The organism is Oerskovia sp. NPDC060338, assembly GCF_042726295.1.
Taxonomy (GTDB): domain Bacteria; phylum Actinomycetota; class Actinomycetes; order Actinomycetales; family Cellulomonadaceae; genus Oerskovia; species Oerskovia merdavium.
In genome coordinates, this window is sequence record NZ_JBHXCQ010000004.1 from 143,604 (window position 1) to 164,652 (window position 21,049).

Consider the following 21,049-nt stretch of genomic DNA (forward strand, 5'->3'; position numbering starts at 1 on the left):
AGGGGCCCTCGACGAGACGGCAGCCTCCTGAGCCCTCCCGGAGACCGGGCTCCACCTCGGCGCGGGCCCTCAGTAGCGCGTGATACCGCCCTGCTGACCTGCCATGGTCTCGAGCCGCTTGATGCGCTCGGCCATGGGCGGGTGCGTCGCGAACATCTTGGCGACGCCCGCCCCGCGGAACGGGTTGGCGATCATGACGTGCGAGACGTCCACGAGCTCTCGGTTCTGCGGCAGGGGCGCACGTGCGGTCCCCTGCTCGAGCTTGCGCAGCGCCGACGCGAGGGCCAACGGGTCGCCCGTGAGCTTGGCGCCGTCCTCGTCCGCGTCGTACTCGCGCGTCCGGGAGATCGCGAGCTGGATGACCATGGCCGCGACGGGCGCGAGCAGAGCCATCGCGAGCGCGGCGAGCGGGTTGCCGCCCCGGTCGCGGTTGCCGCCGAAGATCAGCAGGAACTGCGCGAGCGACGTGATGACGCCAGCCATGGCGCTGGCGACCGACGACGTGAGGATGTCCCGGTTGTACACGTGCATGAGCTCGTGCCCCAGGACTCCGCGCAGCTCACGCTCGTCGAGCAGCACCAGGATGCCCTCGGTGCAGCACACCGCGGCGTTCTTGGGGTTGCGGCCCGTCGCGAACGCGTTGGGCGCCTGCGTGGGCGAGACGTACAGCTTGGGCATGGGCTGACGTGCAGCGGTCGAGAGCTCGCGCACGATCCTGTACATCGCAGGCTGCTCGAGCTCGCTCACGGGCCGCGCGTGCATGGCACGGATCGCGATCTTGTCGGAGTTCCAGTAGCCGTACGCGGTGGTCACCAGACCGATCGCGACGAAGATCCACAACGTCCCGGCCGAACGGGCGAACACCGCCCACAGCCCCAGGATCACGACCCACATGATCCCGAAAAGTCCTGCGGTCTTCAGACCGTTGAAATGCTGGTGACCCACTCCCAGCCCCTTCCCTCGAGCACAGGATGCCGTGGTGCGAGCATCCACCGGATGAACGCGCGGCGCACGCGGGAGGTTCCCTCCGCCGTCGGGCACGGGCCTCGCGGCGACGAGCCGCGCTGCGGGCGCCGACTGTGGGCAGCCGGGAACGGTGCCGCGCCCTGGGAGCCTGCGCCACCGCAGGTCCCGGTACGACGACGGCGCCCCGGCCCGGGTGGGCAGGGGCGCCGTGCGTGGTGCGCGGGTCAGGCCGTGGCGTCGTCCTCGCGGCGCGCGATGCGGATCATGTCCTCACGGGGCACGACCTTGACGCGCTCGCGACCGCGGGCCTCGCCGAGGGCACGCTCGTGGGCGTCCAGGACCTCCCAGTCGGACCACTGGACCAGGTGCACGCCGCGCTCGGTCAGGAACTCGATGATCGCGTCGGGCGAGCCGTGCGGCGCGACGCGACCGGCCTCGAGGTCGCCCTCGACCGCCTCGACGCCCTCGCCGGCGGGGACGGCCCCGGTGACGTCCTCGACGAGGTGGCGGACGGTCTCGGAGGCGTCGGACTTGGTGTGCCCGATCAACCCGACCGGCCCACGCTTGATCCAGCCCGTGGCATAGACCCCCGGGACCTGCTCACCATCGATGTCGATCACCCGACCCTCACGGTTGGGAATGACACCCTTGAGCTCGTCGAACGGCACCTCGGGCAACGGCGACCCGAAATACCCCACCGCCCGATACACCGCCTGCACCGGCCAGTCCTGGAACTCCCCCGTCCCGCTGACCGTCCCGTCCCCGTTCAAGACCGTGCGCTCGGTACGCAACCCCTCGACCTTCTCCTGCCCCAGCACCGCGACCGGAGCCTTCAAGAAATGCAGGTGCAACCGCCGCGAGGCCGTGAACTGCGACGGATCCTTCAACGTCCAGTCCGTCAACGTCTTGACGACCTGCTTCGTCTGGTTCGACGAATTGATCGCCGCCATCGACCCCTCGTCGAACTCGAAGTCCTCCGGATACACGATCACGTCCACATCCGGCACATGACCCAGCTCACGCAGCTCCAACGGCGAGAACTTCGCCTGCGCCGGACCACGCCGCGCGAACACGTGCACATCCGTCACCGGCGACGCCTTCAACCCCGCATACACGTTGTCCGGGATCTCCGTGGGCAACAGATCATCCGCGTGCTTGGCCAAGATCCGTGCCACGTCCAACGCCACGTTCCCCGCCCCCAGCACCGCGACCTCCCGCGCCTCCAACGGCCACTCCCGCGGCACGTCCGGATGCCCGTCGAACCACGACACGAAATCGGCAGCACCGAACGACCCCGGCAGATCGATCCCCTCGATCGCCAACGCCGCATCCCGGATCGAACCCGTCGAGAAGATCACCGCGTCATAGAACTGCCGCAGATCGTCCAGCTTCAGATCCACCCCATAATCCACGTTCGCCAACAACCGCACATCACCACGCGCCAACACCTTGTGCAACGCCACGATGATCGCCTTGATCCGCGGATGATCCGGAGCCACCCCATACCGCACCAGACCAAAAGGCGCAGGCAACCGCTCGAACAGATCGATACTCACCTCGACATCCGTCTTCGACAGAATGTCCGCCGCATAGATACCAGCAGGACCAGCGCCGACGATAGCGACGCGCAAAGGACGGGAGCTGCTCACAGGAAAGAACGCCTTCCGATCGAGGAGGGAGAGGACGGACCGCAGGAGATGGGCGGTCCGTCACGCGGGCTGTCCGGGTGAGGTCCGCGGCCGCCAACGGGAGAACCACTCGATTGTACGACTGAGGTGAACCTCAACACTGACAGGCGATCTCGCCTGATGGAACCCCGTCTTGCGATCTGAGCAATCGTTACGTGGTTCCGCGGTCGGACCCACCACGCGACGTGCACCGCCGGGTCAGCCCTCGAACCGCCGCATGAACCCGTTGTCGAACCGTGGACGCCACCCGAGCGAGCGCAACGTCGAGAAGACCGGCACCTTGATGGTCGACGGTGTGAACGACAGTGTCGCGACGTTCGACACCTCGTAGCCTCGCTCGCCCGACACCGTGACCCGCGGTGCGACGACGACCTTCAGCGACCGTGCCCCGAAGGTCTTCCCCCGGAACCCGTCCTTGCGCGCCTCGGCGTGCACGGTGCCGGCCGAGACACCTACGGCCCTGCGGGTCGAGCCGTGCAGCTCGGTGAACGCATAGGTCCCACGACGGCCGTCGAGCGTGACCACGAGCCGGAAGGTCTTGGTGACGGCCCCGGCTCCGAAGAAGGACTGCCAGCGCACGTCCCAGCCCTTCCAGGTCGCGGTCACGACGGCACCCTTGTCGGTCGGTTCTGCCGTGACCTCGTAGGGCACGTCCTCCGCGTTGAGCGACAGGAGCGCCGCGACCACGTCCTCGACCCCAGCAGGACCGATAGCCGGCACAGGGGTGCTCACTCCTCGATCCTCAGGCTCTCCTGGATCGCCCGGATCTCGACCAGCAGCTGCTCGGCCTGGGCTCCCGAGCACGAGCCCGTGACCTGCACCAGGTCCACGACGGGGCCCCGGTCGACGATCGTCGTGCGGACGGCCTGGACCAGGGTCCCTCCCTCTGCATCCGTGAAAGCGCCCTCGATCCGGAAGCCCGGGTGTCCGGCGATCTCCCGCTCCTCGCGCCCCAGCTCGGCGTACCCGGCGAGCCCGGTCAGCTTGGTCACGACCTCGCTCACGGCGTTCTCGAGCGTGAGCTGCTTGCGCGTGCGCGACACGACCACGATGACGTTGGGCCGGAACTCACCGGGAGCCACGACCTTGGCCAGGGCGAGCGGGAGCGCGACCTCGGGAAGCGGAGCCCAGCCCTCGGGGCAGTCAATGCTGACCCGGACGGGAGCAGGGAAGTCGGCGCTGGGGTAGGAGAGCACGGTGCTCATGAACCATCCTTCGTGTCGGTTGTCGCCGTCGTGCTCGACGGCAGGACGGGGTGCCAGTCTGTCAGGCCCTCGGTGGCTCAGGCCTCCCTCCGAGGCTCCGGCCGCTCCCGTCGCCCGCGAGGCGAGCAGGTCACCAGGGCAGGAGGTCGGTCAGACCCTCGACGAGCTTCTTGGGCTCGAGGTCGACCTTCAGCCCAACGCCGCCGCCGAGGCCGAGCGCGACACCGAGGTCGATGTCGATCTCCGTGTGCTCCCAGCCCGCTCTGACGTCCACGTTGGCCCGCACGCCGATCCCCGCGTAGCCGGTCGCCTCGGCGCCGACCTGCGCACCCTCGATCCCCACAGAGGCCTCGACCTTGGCCTCGGCACCGGCGAACGCCTCGGCACCGACGGCGACCCCCAGGCCGTCGGGCCCGACCGACGCCGCGGCGTCGACGCCGGCGCGCGCGCCCGCAAAGGCCTCTGCGCCGGCGTTCCCCGCGAAGATGCCGTAGCCCAGGGCTCCCTCGGCCTTGCCGCCCGCCCCGACGGCTACCCCGGCCTGCCCCTCGACCGCCAGGCCGTCGGCGCCGACGTACCCGCCCGCCCCGGCATCGGCCCGCGCTCCGGCCCAGCCGGCCAACGACCCGTCACCGTGGAAGCCGCTCGACTCGCCGAACGACCCGTCCATCTCTCCCTGGACGCCAAGCACTCCGGACACGTTCGCGCTGGCGAGGTGTGCCTTGGCATCGACAGGGCGCCTGTCGTCGAGCAGAGGGCCGTCCACCCGTTCACCGTCGAGCGTGGACAGCTCGTACGTGGGTTGATACGTCCGGTGCGGGTCGAACACCCCGCTGTCGTCGACCTTCTCTCCGGCCGCACCTCCCGTCGAGCCGTGCAACCACCACGGGGACCCTGGCACGGTCGGGCCCGCGGGACCGATCACCGTCCCCCCGCCAGAGCCGCCCGCGCCCGGCGTGCCACCTCCCCAGGCCGTCCCGCCGGACCCGTCGTCGTCGCTCGTGGCCTCCTGGTCGTCGGCGTTGCGCACGAGCGCGGCGCCCGCCTCACGCAGCGCGTCGCGCGTCGTGGTGAGCACCGCGGCGCACCGCGAGGACCACAGGTCACGGAACTGCTCGGCGTCGGGACCCTTCCAGTCCACGGCGCCCAGCCGCTGCGAGATCTTCGTCTGCAACGCGTCGAGGTCCCCGGACGCCTCGTCGAAGCTCTTGCCGAGCGTCCGGAGCGCCGTGACGTCGGCACCGTAGAAAGTCACAGGTTCTCATCTCGCGTCGTCGGGCATCAGCCCCGGGGAAGGTGGGCGACGTGCCGAAGGGGCAGACGAGAGGCACAGGACCCGAAGATCCTGCGCCCTCTCGTCTGCCCCTTCGTCGCGCGTCCTCGAGGATCAGGAAGCGTTGGAGGTGGCCTCCTGCGCGAGCGCGTTCGCCTGCGCCTTGGCGCCGGCCTCGTTGAGCGCCGTGATGACGGTCTGGAGTGCCGTCACGTGCTGACCCGACCAGTCCGAGCGGAACGCGGTGGCGTCCGGACCGTTCCACTCGACGGAGTCCAGCTTGCCCGTGAGCTTCGACTTGATGGCGTCGACGTCCGAGGCGGCCTGGATGAGCTCGGTCGAGAGCTGCTTGACCTGCTCGACGTTGAGGCCCCAGTAGTTGCTCATGTGCTGCTCCTTCTTTCAGGGCCACCCCCTGCGGGCGACCTCGTCATGTTCTCGACACGGAGTACTCAACCATGTCGTTCTTCCCTCGTACATGGGGACAGCTCCCCATGGGTGAAGGGCTACTCCGGAAGGGCGATCTGCACCTTCCGCGAGCGCCCGGACACGACGAGGAATCCTCGTCCGGCCGGGAACTCCGCGCGACGGATCCGCCCCAGCGACGTGCCGAGGAGGATGTCTCCGTCGGTGTCCCCGGGAGTCAGGATCAGCCCGCTCCGGCCCGCCTTGAACGGCTTCGCCAAGGTCCACGCCTGGCTCCACGTCGAGCTCTCGGACTCGCCGACCACGAGCTGGTCGGTCCGGACGAGGACCTGGACGAGCTTGTCGAGGACGGACTCCGCGGGCGTGCCCGTGAGCTCGGTGAGGTTCTCGACCACCAGGACGAGGTCACCACGGCCGAGCTGTCCTCCCTCGGCCTGCGCCTTGATCGACTCGACGACGGGGACGATCTCCTCGGGGCTCGTCGCGGCGGTGTCCCACACGGGCAGCGCCGAGATGGGCGTCGGGCGGGGCGAGAAGTACACGATCCGTGTCCCGGGACGCGCGCGCCGGACCGCCTGGGCGATCGTCACGAGCGCGGTCGTCCGGCCGCCGACGGGCGGGCCGCCCAGCAGGAACGTGCCGCGCTCGGGCAACGTGACCGGGGCGATGTCGAGGTCGTCGAGACCGATGACCGGCGCGCCGCCCACCGACGCGGGCAGCGACGAGAGCGGGATCGAGTCGGGGAGCTTCTCGATCGACGGAGCCTGCGGGACCCCGTTGCGCACCATCGCGTCGCGCAACCTGCTGATCTCGCGAGACTGGATCGAGACGTTGGCGTCCCCGCCCAGGACGGCGACCTGGACCTCGTTGCCCGCGAGGACGCCCCGACCGGGCGGCGAGGCCGGGGTCAGGACGTCGCGAGGCACCCCGACCATCAGGTAGTCGTCGGGGTTCGCGAGGCGCAGCACGAGCCGGCGCTGGATCGTGCTGCCCAGCGAGGTGGGCACGGCGCTCGGCCGGTCCCCGGTGATGATCACGTGCACGCCCACCTGACGCCCGTCGGTCGCGAGCTGGGAGAAGGCGGCCCACACGGGGAACCACGGCGTGGCCTTGAGGTCGTACTCGTCGCGGAACGCGCCGATCCCGTCGACGAGGAGCAGGATGCGGGGTTCCTGCGGGGCACCGGCCAGGGACCGGTACTCCCCGATCGTGCCTGCGCGCACGGCCGCGTACCGCACCGAGCGGTCGTCCACGATGCCGCGCAGCATCCGCAGGACGCGGGTCACACGCTCGGCGTCGTCGCCCGCGATGACAGCGCCGACGTGCGGCAGGTCCTCGAGCATCCGCAGGCCGCTGGCCCCGCAGTCGATCGCGTAGACCTGGACCGGGCCGCCACGGGCCGTGATCGCGGCCGAGACCGCGATCGACCGCAGGGTGGCGCTCTTGCCCGAGCCGCCGGTGCCGAAGATCGCCATGTTCCCGTCGCGGTCGGGCTCGTAGAAGACGGTCGGCTGCTTCTGCGACGCCGGGTCGTCGACGACGCCCAGGAGGAGCAGCTCGTCGGTGCGCGGGTTGGGCAGGAGCGCCAGGTCGTAGGTCCGGGCGAGCTCGTCGAGCCACGGCTTGCGAGGGGCCGGGACGGCCGCGCCCTGGGCCGCGCGCGCGATCGTCGCCACGGCCCGGGCGATGTCGTTCGGGCCTGGGTCGGTGACCTCCTCGACGTCGGGGGCCGGGATCTCCCACGAGGTGCCCGTCCCGAAGGACATCTCCTCGACGTCGAGCCGAGGACGCTGGGGCCGGTCGGTCGTCCACCCGCCCGCGTACCCCGTCTGGAACGGGGTGATGCGCCCGGGCCCGGTCTTGACCGCGCCTCGACCCGGGATCGACGGGTCGAAGTGCGCTGCGAGCGGGATGCCCAGGATGTCGGTCGAGTCGGCCTCGTCGGCCATGCGCAGCGCGACACGGAGGTTCGTGTTGGCCCGCAGGTTGTCCTTGATGACCCCCGCTGGTCGCTGGGTCGCGAGGATGAGGTGCAGCCCGAGCGAGCGCCCGCGCTGGGCGACGTCGACGACGCCGTCGACGAACTCCGGGACCTCGTTGACCAGGGCCGCGAACTCGTCGACGACGATCAGCAGGCTCGGCGGTGCCTCGGGGTCGCCCGTGCGCTCGAGCGAGACGAGGTCCTTGGCCTTCTTCCGGTTGAGCAGGTGCTCGCGGTACCGCAGCTCGGCCCGCAGCGACGTGAGCGCCCGACGCACCAGGTGGGGCGAGAGGTCGGTCACGAGGCCCACGGTGTGCGGCAGGTTCACGCAGTCCGCGAACGCCGCCCCGCCCTTGTAGTCGACGAACAGGAACGTGACCCGGTCGGGGCTGTGCGCGGCGGCCATGCCCAGCACCCACGACTGGAGGAACTCGGACTTGCCGGCGCCCGTGGTCCCGCCGACGAGCGCGTGCGGGCCCTGGGTGCGCAGGTCGAGGTGGAGCGGCTCGGTGCCCGAGTGCCCGACGAGGGCGTGCAGGGTCGCGTCGGACTTGCGGCGCACGGGCGGCGACCCGTCGCGCACGGTCAACGAGTGGTTCTCGCGCCAGCGCTCGACCAGGGCGTCGGGGTCGCTCAGGAGCGTCTGGCCCGCGAGCGACACGAACGACACCGAGCGCGGGAGGTCCGAGTCGTCGTCGATCGGTGCGCCGACGTCGACCACGGGGGCCAGAGCGCGCGCCAGCTCGTGCGCGGTCGCGAGGTCCACCTGCTCGCACGTCACGGGGAAGGTGAGGCGTCCGACGCGGACCTCGCCCGACGTCGCTCCCCCCTCGCCCGTCAGGACGAACGTGCGGCACGCGGCGGGCAGCTGCTCCACGGTCGGGGCGATCCACACGACGTGCACCCCCACGTCCGCGCCTCGCTCTGCGAGACGGGTCATGCGGGACCGGTCCACGGGGGCATCGTCCTCGACGAGCACGACGACGGTCGGCAGCACCGGCGCCTCGAGGTCGTCGAGCTCCTTGGCAGGGTCGACGCCGCCACGGTCCCGGGCGCGCTCGCCCAGGTCCGCGCCGCGCGACTCGACCAGGTCCTCGAGCCGCGACAGGAGCGACGCACCGGCGCCGGGGTTGTCCGCGAGGTGGTCACCGGCGAGGGGGCTGTGCGGCGAGCCCGTGTGGGGCAGCCACTCGAGCCACTCCCAGTCGACCCGCGACCGGGGCGACGTGAGCGCGGCGACGACGAGCTCGGCGGGAGAGTGGAGCGCGACGAGCTGGACCAGGATCCCGCGCCCCACGCCGTCGACCGTCCCGGCGGGCCCCGTGATGCCCAGACCACCGCTCGACCGCAGGTGCGCGACCACGGGCACGCCGTCGATGTGGGAGCACTCGGCCTGCAGCTTCTCGAGCTCCTGCCAGTAGACCGGCAGCGTGTCGTTGTTGCCCAGGTCGTCGAGCTGGACGCGAGAGACCCCTCGTCCGAGGCCGATCCGCACGCTCAGGAAGGCCTGGTGCTCGGGCCGGTGGGTCCAGAGCAGGGCGCCGAGTCGTCGTACGGCGTCCACCGTGTCGGCGACCGACGGCGTCTCGGCGAGCCGCACGGCACGCTCGACCGCATGGGTCCGCTCGATGGTCTCGCGCATGGCCGCGACCGAGACCGTGAACTGCTCGACCTGCGCCTTGAACCGTCGCTTGGCCTGGACCTTCTGGTCGACGTAGTTGCCGATCATCAGGATGGGGCTCAGCGCGATGAAGACGACCGACATGAAGTCCTTGCGGACCATCCAGAGCACGACACCCATGACCAGCGGAGCAGCCATGGCCAGCCACGGGAAGCGCGCAGGCTGGAGGGGCTGTGGCGGCTTGGGGGCCTTGAGCGTCCGCTCGGGGAAGCGGGCCACGACGCGCGGGGACCGGTTGAACTCGACGATCGGGCTCGTCGGGGCGAGGCTGCCGCTGCGCTGCAGCGCCACGACCGCGACGACCGAGCCGCCGACGTCCACCGTGTCGGCCGAGGTGAGGGTCGCACGCGCCATGCGCTCGCCGCCCATGACCAGGCCGTTGGCCGAGTTGGTGTCGACGATCTCGATGGACTCCCCGACGGTCAGCCGCGCGTGCCGCTTGGACACGAGCGGGTCGTCGAGCCGGACGTCCATGTCACGGTCACGACCGAGATAGCTCGTGCCCACGGGCAGCGGGAACTCCCTGCCCGCGTCCGGGCCCGAGAGCACGCGCAGCACGGCGGCGGCCGGACCCCGGTCCTGACCGGGGGCCTCGAACTGCTCCGAGACGCGGACGATCGAGACCGTCGCCCCGGACCGCAGCCCCGCCTCGATCAGGTCGCTCGTCGGGGACAGGACCCGGCCCTGGGACGCGCTCGACGCGTCGTCGACCTGGAGCGTGAGCCGGTCCGGGGCGACCGCACCGGCGCGCACGGGGTCGCCCGAGTAGAGCGCCTCGGCGATGTCGCGCACGGTCGCCGTGGCGTCGGCCGTGACCGCGACGTTGGTCAGGGTCGAGTCCGGGCGGTGCAGGGTCAGCTTGATGCGCACAGGAGAGGTCCTCGGTCAGACCGGCGCGGGCGCCGGGACGGTCGGGGGGAACGTGTCCCGGTGGTCAGTCGCTCGGCAGGTCGAGCAGGGAGAGGTCGTCGGAGGTCACGAGCCGCGACGCGACCGCGTACTCGACGAGGCGAGCGCGCCGGTTCGTGGCGAGCGCGCCCGGACCTCCACGGAGGCCCTTGACGCCGATCCGGTCGAGCTTGTCGCACACGTTGTCGAGCTTGCGGTTGAACCGCGTCGTGGCCCATCCGAGCCGACGCGCGGCGTCCGCCGAGGTCGGGATCTCCGAGAGTCCTGTCCCGTCCCGACGGAGCATGGGCTCGGCGAGCGCGACCATGAGCTGCTTCTGGCTGACCGTGAAGCTCGTCATGCCGATCGTGGTCGCGCCGTCGGCAGGCTCCTCCGAGCGGATCTCCTGGTACGGGGCGCCCGCGAGCTGGACCATGACCTCGTAGGTCGTGGGGCCCGCGGTGAAGACGATCGAGGTCGAGGCGAAGACGAGCGGGAGCCTGTTGCCCGGCGACAGCCAGGACTGCACTCCCCCGCCCGCGTCGCAGATGGTCGCGGAGATGAGCGAGCCCACGTTCGCGAGCCACCAGATCCCGTTCTCGTGCGTGATCCGCAGGAAGCGTCGGTGCAGGTAGGGGTTGTCCTCGATCTCGAGGTCGCCGTCGCGCCCGATGTCGAACTCCTCCCCGGGCACGGGGCGGAACCACTCGCCGCAGAACTCGATCGCGAGGTCGCTCATTCCGGCTCGCACTTCGTGAAGGGCTTGGACGGTCTTCCGTCGCGCTTGACCGTGATCTCGATGCAGACCTTCTCGCCCTTGGCGGCGTCGTACCTCACCACGTTGAAGGGCACCTCCTCGGGCTTCTCGTCGGCCGTCGGGTCCTCGACCCGACGGATCGAGAACATGTCGCCCTCCTGCCACCCCTCGGGGTACTCGATCTTGAAGGCCACCTGCCCCAGGTCGTCCACGTACCCGGACGTCACGGTCGTGACGGGGTGCACGATGTCGCCCAGGTTGTCGTTCGGGAGATCGCCCGCATCGGCCGCATCGGTGTCCTCGGCGCTCGGCCGGTCGTCCGCGTCCGCCGAGCCGCCACCGGGCGGGTTGAGGAGGACGAAGATCCCGACCACCACGAGCACCAGGACACCTGCGGCGACCAGGAGCGGCCAGACCTGCCGCCTGGGCGCGGGGGCCGCGGACGGCCCGGGGTCCAGGGGGGCCTCGACGCCGACGCGGTGCACCGTGTCGTCCACGGGCGGACCCCAGGCCCCCGTGTGCTGTCTGGCGCCGCTCGGCGCGGGCCGCTGCGGGACGAACCCCCCGCCCGACGGCGGCACGTGGGTCGGGAGCGCGGGCGCCTGCTGGTAGGAGGTGGGCTGCGCCGGCGCCTGCGGTGCCGCGACCGAACCCACCGGGGTGCCGTACTGGCCCGCGGACTGCGTCCCGGTCGCGAGCTGCGCACGCCCGCTCGAGGTCACGGGGGCGTACGGAAGCTGCGACGGGTCCTGCCGGTAGACGGGGGTCGTCCCGTTCGTCGTGGTCCGGCCGCCCGACGGGTGCGAGCCGGACGTTCCGCCCGGGACTCCCCGAGGGTCGATCGAGACGATCGCGCGCAGCCGCGTGCCGCCGTCGTCGTCGGGCTCGTCCTCCTGCGTGAGGCCCGAGTCGTCGAGGACGTCGATCGGGGTGACGGCGTACGACAGCTCGTTCTGGACCTGCTGGAGCGCACGCGCGAACGCGAGCATGCTCGGGTAGCGCGACGCGGGGTTCTTGGCCATCGCCGTGCCGAGCACCCGCTCGAGCGAGGCCGGGACGTCGGTGCGTCCCGTGGGCAGCAGCGGCGTCGACTCGATGCGGGTGATGAGGCTCGCGCTCGAGTTGGACCCGCCGGGAAGCTCGAACGGCGCGCGCCCGGCCAGCAGGGTGTAGGTCGTGGCGGCCAGCGCCCAGACGTCGGTCTCCTTGCCCGCCCACGGGTTCTCGGCGAACGACTCGGGGGGCGACCACGGGATGGACATGCCCTCGGCCCGGGACGCGTCGTCGAGCGTCGAGGAGATACCGAAGTCCGTGAGCGCCGGGTGCCCGTACTCGGTCACCAGGATGTTCGCAGGCTTGATGTCGCGGTGCAGGATCCCGGCCCGGTGCGCGGTCTCGACCGCGCCGGCGATCTGGACGGCGATCCGCAGGACCTCGGCCACGCTGAGCCGCTCGGTCCGGTAGCGCGCGCCGAGGTTGGGCCGCGAGCAGTACTCCATCGCGAGGTAGGGCCGTCCGTCGGACGCGACGCTCGCCTCGTACATCGTCACGATCGACGGGTGGGTCGACAGCGTCGCCATGAGGTCGGCCTCGACGTCGAACGCCGCGCGCTGGGACTCGCTCGACCACTCGTGCAGCAGGACCTTGATCGCGACGCGACGCCGCGGACGCTGCTGCTGGTACAGGAAGACGTCGGAGAAGCCGCCGGAGCCGACGACCGAGACGTACTCGTACCCGTCGATCAGGGGCGGCGGCGACGGGGCGCGCTTGGAGCTCATAGCAGTCCTTCGAAGACGAACGTCACGCCGTCGCCGACGTCGACGACGTCCTGGGACGCGACCATCATGGGCTCACCGGGGTGCAGGCGGCGTGGCGGCTGACCGGGGCGCAGGACCGTGGTGCCGTTGGTCGTGTTGAGGTCGCACACCAGGACGTGCCAGCCCTCGAGCTGGATCTCGACGTGCGAGCGCGAGATGTCCTGCTCAGGGCTGGGGACGGCCACGAGCCGGGGCAGGTCGTTGCTCTGCGCGCGCGTGGTCCGGGGCCTGCGCCCCAGGACCACGGGACGGTCGAGCTCGACGACCTGACCGTTGGACAGCGTGAAGCGGCCGAGCGACGGGCGCGTGACCAGGTGCGCGTCACCGTCGAGCGGAGCTCCGCAGCGACCGCACGTGTCGCGCGACGCGGGGTTGGCGTGGTCCTCGCGGCACACGCGCGCGAGGATCTGCTGCGCCCCGGGAGCGGGCGGCGGCGAGAAGGTCGGCCCGACCGCGGCCGGCGGCGCAGGAGGCAGCACGGGAGCCGGGGGCGCGGGAGGAGCCCCGGGAACCGGCGGCGGGGTGACGGCCGAGGACGGTCCTGCGCCGCCGACCTGCGCACGGAGGTCCGCGATGACCGACGAGAAGACCGTGTGGCCGTCATGGTCGTCGGCCTCTGTCGCGAGGCTCGGGGCCTGCACGGCGAGGCTCGGTTCGTGCGCGACGTCGACGTCGAAGGCGCGGGCCGCGGCCGCCGGGGTCGACCCCGTCCACTCGCGCGGCACACCGGCGATCATGCCGGCCTCCGGCTCGTCGTCCGAGGACGGACCGGAGTCCGTCGCCGACCCTGGTGCCGGGGCGACGAGCGGGGCGGGGGCGACGAGCGGGGCGGGGGCGACGAGCGGGGCGGGGGCGACGAGCGGGGCGGGGGCGACGAGCGGGGCGGGGGCCGCAGGGCTGCCCTCGCTCTCCTCGTGCCCGTCCTCGTCCACCCTGATCGCTGCTTCCTCGACCGTCCGCAGGACGGTCGACTCCCAGAGGTGGCCGTAGCCCGTCTCGGCCTCGCTCTCCGTCTCGGACGGCGGCGCGGGCACGAGGTCGACGCCCACCCCGGCGCCGTCCGTCGGGGCAGGTCCCTCGAGGTCCGGGACGATCGTGGCCTCCGGGGCGACCGTGGCCTCCGGGGCGACCGTGGCCTCCGGGGCGATCGTCTCCTCGGACGCCTCGTCCTGGCCATGATCGAGAGCGTCCGCCGGGCCGTCGGGCAGGGCGGTCGGGCCCGTGACCACCGCGCTGGTCTGCGCCGGCTCGGCGGCAGGTGCAGCGGCCGGGGGTCCCCAGGTGAGCGCGTCGAGCGACGGGAGCGCGGGGACGCGCACCGGAGCGTCGGCGGCCTCGGGGAGCTGCGCCGTCGAGGGCTCGGCGACCGAAGCCGCCGGAACCTCCACGAGGTCCCGCACGATCCTGGACGCCAGCACGACGCCCTCCCGCAAGGGCAGCCCGACGAGGGCGACCTGCCCCACCACGGCCTCGAGGTCCGCCAGCGGGTCGACGCCGAGCTGCACCGAGACCGCCTCGACTCCCTCCACGGTGCGTTCGGACCACGTCGACACGTCGTCCCCGTCCACGTGGACCCTCTCGGTGGGGGTGCGCAGGGTGACCGAGACCTCGCCGCGCACCGCGACCTGGACCCGCTGCCCGGAGACCACTGCGACCGCGAACGACGGCATGGTGCGCAGCGTCGCGCCCAGGACGACCGTCAACAGCTGGATGACCTCGATGACCTCGGTCTCCGCGTCGTCGGAGGCATCGAGGCGTTCCCACAGAGCGCGGACGAGCTCGCCCGTCGCGCCGTCGGGCAGGACGACGATCGCGCCTCCGCGCACGAACCCGAACGCGCTCCCCGTGTCGTAGCGCAGTCTCACGACCTGTCCCCCATCTGAAAGTGGATCTCGCGCGGCAAGGTGTCCTCGTCCGTGTAGCCCAGGGCGTCCCGGGGGGTCGTGGACCCGTCGTCGGAGTCCTGCCACGCCCCGGTCGCGTCGACGACGACCACGGTGATGTTATCCCGGCCTCCGGCCACGATGGCCTCGTTGACCAGCAGGTCGGCTGCGCACTGAGGGTCCGGCTGGGCCAGGAGGATCTCGGCGATCCGCTCGTCCGACAGCTCACCCGTCAGGCCGTCGGAGCAGACCAGCATGCGGTCCCTCGCCTCGATGGGGATCCAGCAGAAGTCCGGTTCGGGCGGGAGCGCAGCCCCGACGGCTCGCGTCACGACGTGACGCCGTGGGTGCGTGAGCGCTTGGATCGCGGTGAGCATGCCCGCGTCCACCATCTCCTGGACCTCCGAGTGGTCGACGCTGAGCTGCTCGAGGACGCCGTGGGACATCCGGTACGTCCGCGAGTCGCCGATGTTCACCACGAGCCAGTACGGGATGCCGTCCTGCTCGGCCACGACGACCCCCGTCACGGTCGTCCCGGCCCCCCGGCCAGGCTCCGTGCTGATCGCCCGCACGTCGTCCTGGGCGACGCCCAACCGTGCACGGACGTCCTCGGGCCCGACGGTGCCGAGAGCGCCGAGAGGGCGCAGGGCGTCGATCGCCGCGGCGCTCGCGACCTCGCCCGCGTCATGGCCTCCCATGCCGTCGGCCACGAAGAAGACCGACCGGTCCGCGAGGAAGCGGTCCTCGTTGAGGAGCCGGCGGGCACCGCGGTGGGAGCTCGCACCCCAGGCGAGGTGCACCCCGGTCGTGCTCGCGCTCACGCGGCACCACCCGGGTGCACCGTGAGACGGCGGTCACCGACCTGGACCACGGCGCCCACGGTCACGGCGACGCGGACACCCGCCTCGAGCACCTGGGGGGCGCTGCCGGGTCGGGTCAGGACGGTCCCGTTGGTCGACCCGCGGTCGACGAGCCAGATTCCGCCGGCGTCGACCCCCATCTCGGCGTGGGTCTTGGAGACCGAGCGGGTCGGGTCCTCGACCGCGACCAGGACCACGGGGCCCTCACCGGCCGCCTGCGGGTTGCGACCGATCAGCGCCGATCCCGTCACGGTGACCCGACGACCCGACTCGAGCGAGAGCACGAACCCGGCCGGGGAGTCCCGGCGGACGTCGGCCACGCTGAACCGGGTGCTGTCCCAGTCGGGGTCCTCGTCGGCGGCCGTGGTGGTCGCCACGGGCGCGACCGGCACAGCGGGTCCGGCCAGCGCAGCGGGTCCGGCCAGCACATCGGGCGCGACCGGACCGGCAGGCGCCTGCTGGGGCGAGGCGGAAGGCGCGGCACCGGGCGCGGGAGGCTGCGGCGTCGGGCCTGGAAGTGCCCCGCCCGACGACGGAGCCTCCGCGGGAGCGGAAGGCGCCACCTGGGCAGGGGCTCCCCCGGGCACCGAGGCGCCCGGTGCTCCCGGGACTCCCGTGATCAGGCCGTCCTGAGCGCCCGCCTGGGGCGCCGGAGCCGCGCTGAACGCCCACGGGTCGGGCGCGACCGGAGCCTGCTGCGGGGCACCGGGATACCCGGGCGCGACCGGCGCCGCGTAGCCCGCAGGCGGGGTCGGCGAGTACTGGACCGGCGTGGCGGTCGGAGCCCCGTACCCGGCGGGCGGCGGCGCGGAGGCGCCCGTCGGGGGCATCGCCGCGAACGGCCCCGTGGGGGCGGTCGGCCCCCCGGCCGCGGACGGCGCCACCGTCCGGACGTCGAGGACCACGGTCCTGGCCGCCTTGTCCTGCCAGCCCTGCCCCAGGCCGGACTTGTCGAAGGCCGGCGAGAGCACCACGAGGAACTCTCCGACACCGCACGCGATCGCCCCGAGCCCGACCACGATCCAGCGCAGCGCGGCACGGCCGAAGCCCACGGGCGAGCGGTCCTCGACCCGGACGGTGCGCAGCCCCAGGAGGAGGTTGCCGATCGTCCGACCCGTGCGCCCCTCCCAGAACCAGACGCCGAGCCAGTAGACGAGCGCCAGCGCACCGGTCACGGCCCACACGAGCGTCACCTGCCCGAACAGCTCCTCCGCCTGGGCCTGCGTCGTCACGATCGTGCCTCCCGTGAGCGGGACACCGATCGCGTTCAGCCCGCCGAGCGCAACGCCTCCGGCCACCACACCGATCACGGCGCAGTCCACGAGGAACGCGACGAACCGACGGCCGACGCCGGCGACGCGTGCGCCGTCCGCGGGCGTCGCGGACGGCGCGCCCGGCGCGCCTGCGAACGCAGGCCCACCGTGCTGTCCGAGACCCACGGGGAAGCCGTGCGCACGCTGGGTCATGGCCGCGACCTCGCGCTCGGTCGTGACCCCGAGGACGGGCTCCGACACAGGGTCCGGCGCGGGCGCCTGCGCGGGCCCCACCCCGTACGGGCTGCCGGTGCGCGGGAACCTGGTCCCGCAGACAGCGCAGAACGCGGACCCTGCGGCCTGCGTCGTTCCGCAGGCGCTGCAGGTCGTCGTCTCGGACATCACTCGTCTCCTGGCTTCGTGACCGGACCCGGCGCCGGCGTGCGCGCCGGCCGGACGGGCTGTCGAGAGGGGCGGAACCTGGCCGGGAGCCAGGACCTCCGCGCGCCCCGCAGGGATCGTAGCGACACCGCGGCGCGAAGTCGCTGCCCTCGCGGCAGGGTGGACCGCATCCCGGTCAGCACCGCGTCGACCTCGGTCCAGAACGACTCGATCTCCTGCGGGCTCGGGTCGCCGGTCCCGAACACCTGGGCGTCGGCCGTCCGAGCGAGCGTGACCGTCGGTGCAGCAGCTGCGGGGAACGACTCGGACAGGACGCCCGCGCCCTCCCGGCGCGTCGCACCCCCCGCGACGGGCGCACCCAGGTCCGTGGCGGCGTCGAGCACCTCGCGCCAGCCACCGCTGATCCGGTCGACGGGCCGCTCGGCCTCGCGCCGTCGCTTCCGCCGCCGCGACTTGAGGGCCACGATCAGGAGCAGCGGGAGCGCGAGCAGGATCAACGGCACCGCGACCGCGACCGCGACGAGCGCCGCCTGACCCCAGTCGAACCCGGACGACTCGGCGTCGTCCTTCTTCTCCTCGTCGTCGACCGTGCCGGCCTCGGCGTCCGCAGGCTCCTCGGGCGGCTCCGGGTCCTCGAGGACCGGGGGCTTGGGCACCTGGTCGCTCTTGGGCTCGGGCTCGATCTTGTTGTCCTCCTCCGGGATGGCGTCGACCGGCACCCACCCGTAGCCCTCGAACGGCACCTCGACCCAGGCGTGGACGTCGGCGCCCGTGGCGACGAACGGCGTGCCCTCCTCCCAGGTCTCGGGCGGGTAGAAGCCCATGACGACGCGCGCCGGGATCCCCGCGGACTGCGCCATGAGGGCGAGCGCGACCGCGAACTGCTCGTCGTCGCCGACCATCTCGTCGTCGGCGAGCAGCGTGTCGATGCGCTCTGCCGAGTGCCCGGGGCGCGAGGGGAGCTGCGTCTCGAGACCGCTCGAGAAGATGCCGCTCGCGACGAGACCGGTCTTGAGGTTCTCGAGCTGGACGACGGGGTCCGTCTCCTCGGCCATGAACTGCGCGGCCTTGCCCGCGACGGAGTCGGGGACGTTGATCGAGCGCGGCAGCTTCTCGTCGAGGATGCGCGAGGACTGCAGGTCCTCGGCCGACGGCGCAGGCGCGACGATCGCGTCGAGGCGGAACGAGTCCCCCGGACGCAGCCCTGCCGTCACGACCCCGGTCGCCGTGGTCGAGTTGTAGTAGGTGGTCGAGCCCAGGTCCTCGGCCCGCTCGCCCTGGTAGTCGATCCCGGCGAGCGACCCGACGTCGGGCACCCACACGCCCCGGTAGTCGCCGATCGTGACCGTGAGGTCGGTCGGCGTGCCCTTGGCGACCGTGGCGATCTGGTCGCCGGCACGGGTGAAGACCCCCGACCCGGACCCGGACCCACCGCTCGAGACGTCGTACACGACACCGTTGTACGCGTCGAGCGTCGCGAGACGGACACGGGCACCCGCGGGGAGGCCCTCGACCGTGAACAGCTCGTCCTCGGTCATCTCCTTGGCGTACTTGCGGAACGACGCGAGCGGGCTGACGTACTCGTGCAGGTCGAGCGGCGGGACGACGTTCTCGCGCAGGACCACGCGCTCGGTGTCCGGGGTGAGCACGGGGGCCAGGAGCACCGCCGCGACACCGCCCAGCGCGAGCATCGCGGCGCCGCCACGGGCACGGTGCCAGCGCAGGCGTCGGGTCGCCGCGAGGCTCGCCTCCGTCGTGACCTGGTGCTCTCCGAGCCGCGCCTCGGTCGCGCGCCACGCGCCCCACAGGAGGCCCACGACGACCAGGACCAGGCCCTGGGCCACGGGCAGCGCGGGCACGACCGTGCCCAGGAGGATCACCGCGACGAAGGTCAGGGTGACCGGGACGAGAGCCCACTGGGCGTCCCGGACCCGCCACGCGAGCGTGCCCGCGACGAGCGCCGTCACGAAGAGGAGGAGGAACGGCACGACCCCGAGCTCCGGGAACGACTGGAGCGGCGGGACCGAGGTGACGATCTCCTTCCAGCCCGTGACCGCACCGAGGAGGAGGCCGCGGAACGTGTCGAGGGTCGGCAGGACGCCGGCGACCGTGGTGCCCGGCAGAGCGAACGGACCACCGAGCAGCACGTAGACGAGGACTGCGGCGGCGGCGACGCCGAGGGTGCCCCAGCGGCGCCAGGCGCCGAGCCATGCGACGCCGAGCCCCAGGACCATGCCGCCGACGGCGGGCAGGAGGTACGCGGTCGAGCCCCACGCAGGGCCGAACCCGACGATCGCCGCGCCGAGCATCACGACGAGGGCGAGCGTGTCGAGGGCGCCCGAGCCCGTGAGCGCCCGCGGAGACCGCGTGCCGCGCGGGGCCCGGGACGTCGTCCCGTTCGAGCGGGTGCCGGTCGCTGTCGAGCCCGTGGTGTGGCCCGTGGGCATGCCGGGCCAGGCGGGGGCGCCGGGGCCGGGCGTCCGCCCCCGGGTGTCGTTCTGGGACATCAGTCGTTCAGCCTCCGCAGCGCGAGGGGAAGGTCGCCCAGCTCCCCGATGGTGAGCACGACGAGCTCGGCGATCCGGTGGCGGCTGACCTTGGCGCCCGGGACGCACTGGATCGCCATGACCCGGACGTCCTGCGGCAGGCGGGCCGAGGCCGCGCGCAGCTCCGTGGGTGTGACCGAGCTGCCGACCACGAGCGCGACGACCGAGGCGTCCGTGACGCTCGCGGTCGCGACGCGCGCGACGTCGACGAGGCTCGTGCGCAGCTCGCGGGTCTCGACGCGTGCGAGGTCGTCGAGGAGCCGCACGCGGTTGTCACCGCGCAGGCTGCCGTCGTTGACGAGGACCGTGAGGCCACGGTCCTCCTTGATGGCCTGGAGCCCGAGCGAACCGCACGAGCTGACCGCGAGCTCGAACTCGTCGGGGTGGCCGTAGTCCTCGGTGCGCGTGGACAGGATCACCGCGAGGTGCGATCGCCGCGTCTCCTCGAACTGGCGGACCATGAGCTGGCCCGTGCGGGCCGTCGTCTTCCAGTGGATGTGGCGGCGGTCGTCGCCCGGGACGTAGTCGCGCAGCGCGTGGAACGACACGTCCGAGTTGGAGATGTCCTGGGTCACGCGGCCTTCGAGGTCGCGCAGGAAGCCCGTCGAGGAGCCCGACAGGTTCTTGGTGCGCGGGTGGACGAACAGCTCCTCGGGGTCGGTCCAGACGACCTCACGGCGCAGCAGCCCCAGCGGGTCGGCGCGGACCGAGCGCACGGGGCCCACGGGGATGACCGAGCGGCGGTGCGTCGGGATCGTGAAGATCTCCTCGTGGCTAGCTCCGGTGCGCAGACGCGGGACGGGGAACGAGGCCACGCCCGCACCCACGGGCAGCTCCATCACGGCGGGCAGCAGGGGGCGGGGCGACTGGTTGCTCACCTCGAGCCGGCCGACCGCGCGGTCACCGACCGTGACGCGCTGCTGCCCGAGGTCCAGGTCGACCGTGTACTTGAACGTCCCGCGCACGAACGCGACGGCGGCGAGGAGCGCGACCGTCAGGACGACCGCGACCACGATCAGCTCGACCCACGAGAACAGCAGGCCGGCCCACCACGCCGCGACGGTCCCGACCAGGACCGCCCACCCGAACGGGCTCACGACCGAGACCACAGGGGCGAGCGCCGTCGCGACAGGTGTCGTCACAGGGGCGAGCAGCCCGCGCAGGCGTGCCGCCAGCCCGCTCCCCCTGCCCGACGGCGTCGCGCGCCCCGGGCGCGCGGGCGCGGCCCTGCCCGTGGTCGGGCGGGCCGGGCGGCTCCAGGGAGCCCGGGCGCTCCGGGGGGCTCCGGACGGGGTCCCAGGGGACTCGGGGGCGCCGGGCGTACCCGTGGTGCCCTGGGTGCTCGGGGCGCCCTGGGGCGTGCGCCCGGGAGCAGGGTCTGGAGCGCCGCCCGCGGCGACGGAGGTCTCGGTCGTGGTCATCA

Annotated in this window: 14 protein-coding genes; all 14 read right to left on the bottom strand. The window is 72.5% G+C overall.

Annotated elements, in window-relative coordinates; translation table 11 throughout:
* Positions 1-69 precede the first annotated feature (69 nt).
* A complete protein-coding gene (htpX, locus tag ACFWGN_RS06530) occupies positions 70-945 on the bottom strand; it encodes a zinc metalloprotease HtpX (RefSeq protein WP_377616175.1) in 876 nt (291 codons plus the stop codon).
* 245 nt (positions 946-1,190) lie between these two features.
* A complete protein-coding gene (locus tag ACFWGN_RS06535) occupies positions 1,191-2,615 on the bottom strand; it encodes an FAD-dependent oxidoreductase (RefSeq protein ID WP_377616176.1) in 1,425 nt (474 codons plus the stop codon).
* 237 nt (positions 2,616-2,852) lie between these two features.
* A complete protein-coding gene (locus ACFWGN_RS06540) occupies positions 2,853-3,386 on the bottom strand; it encodes a hypothetical protein (protein ID WP_377616177.1) in 534 nt (177 codons plus the stop codon).
* On the bottom strand, positions 3,383-3,859 hold the full coding sequence (locus tag ACFWGN_RS06545) for an LpqN/LpqT family lipoprotein (protein ID WP_191804605.1): 477 nt from the start codon (positions 3,857-3,859) through the stop codon (positions 3,383-3,385). Before ACFWGN_RS06545 ends, ACFWGN_RS06540 begins: the two co-directional genes overlap by 4 nt.
* A 130-nt stretch (positions 3,860-3,989) precedes the next feature.
* Complete coding sequence (locus ACFWGN_RS06550) at positions 3,990-5,114, bottom strand: WXG100 family type VII secretion target (protein WP_377616178.1); 1,125 nt, start codon at positions 5,112-5,114, stop codon at positions 3,990-3,992.
* 132 nt (positions 5,115-5,246) lie between these two features.
* A complete protein-coding gene (locus ACFWGN_RS06555; RefSeq protein WP_191804601.1) occupies positions 5,247-5,519 on the bottom strand; it encodes a WXG100 family type VII secretion target in 273 nt (90 codons plus the stop codon).
* 119 nt (positions 5,520-5,638) lie between these two features.
* On the bottom strand, positions 5,639-10,090 hold the full coding sequence (locus tag ACFWGN_RS06560) for an FtsK/SpoIIIE domain-containing protein (RefSeq protein WP_377616179.1): 4,452 nt from the start codon (positions 10,088-10,090) through the stop codon (positions 5,639-5,641).
* A 64-nt stretch (positions 10,091-10,154) separates the two neighbouring features.
* A complete protein-coding gene (locus tag ACFWGN_RS06565) occupies positions 10,155-10,847 on the bottom strand; it encodes a hypothetical protein (RefSeq protein WP_191804597.1) in 693 nt (230 codons plus the stop codon).
* Positions 10,844-12,643 carry a protein kinase gene (locus ACFWGN_RS06570; RefSeq protein ID WP_377616181.1) on the bottom strand — a complete coding sequence of 600 codons (1,800 nt, stop codon included), beginning with the start codon at positions 12,641-12,643 and terminating at the stop codon, positions 10,844-10,846. Before ACFWGN_RS06570 ends, ACFWGN_RS06565 begins: the two co-directional genes overlap by 4 nt.
* Positions 12,640-14,547, bottom strand: a complete 1,908-nt coding sequence (locus ACFWGN_RS06575) for an FHA domain-containing protein (protein ID WP_377616182.1) — start codon at positions 14,545-14,547, stop codon at positions 12,640-12,642. Before ACFWGN_RS06575 ends, ACFWGN_RS06570 begins: the two co-directional genes overlap by 4 nt.
* The gene (locus ACFWGN_RS06580) at positions 14,544-15,386 is read right to left on the bottom strand and encodes a PP2C family protein-serine/threonine phosphatase (RefSeq protein ID WP_377616183.1); all 843 of its coding nucleotides are present in this window, start codon (positions 15,384-15,386) and stop codon (positions 14,544-14,546) included. Before ACFWGN_RS06580 ends, ACFWGN_RS06575 begins: the two co-directional genes overlap by 4 nt.
* Positions 15,383-17,080, bottom strand: coding sequence for an RDD family protein (locus tag ACFWGN_RS06585; protein WP_377616185.1), 1,698 nt, complete (start codon positions 17,078-17,080; stop codon positions 15,383-15,385). The genes ACFWGN_RS06580 and ACFWGN_RS06585 overlap by 4 nt, the downstream gene beginning before the upstream one ends.
* Positions 17,080-19,587: a transglutaminase family protein gene (locus tag ACFWGN_RS06590; RefSeq protein ID WP_377616186.1), complete on the bottom strand. Its 2,508-nt coding sequence runs from the start codon at positions 19,585-19,587 to the stop codon at positions 17,080-17,082. The genes ACFWGN_RS06585 and ACFWGN_RS06590 overlap by 1 nt, the downstream gene beginning before the upstream one ends.
* Complete coding sequence (locus tag ACFWGN_RS06595; protein WP_377616187.1) at positions 19,587-21,047, bottom strand: DUF58 domain-containing protein; 1,461 nt, start codon at positions 21,045-21,047, stop codon at positions 19,587-19,589. Before ACFWGN_RS06595 ends, ACFWGN_RS06590 begins: the two co-directional genes overlap by 1 nt.
* Between the last annotated feature and the right edge of the window lie 2 nt (positions 21,048-21,049).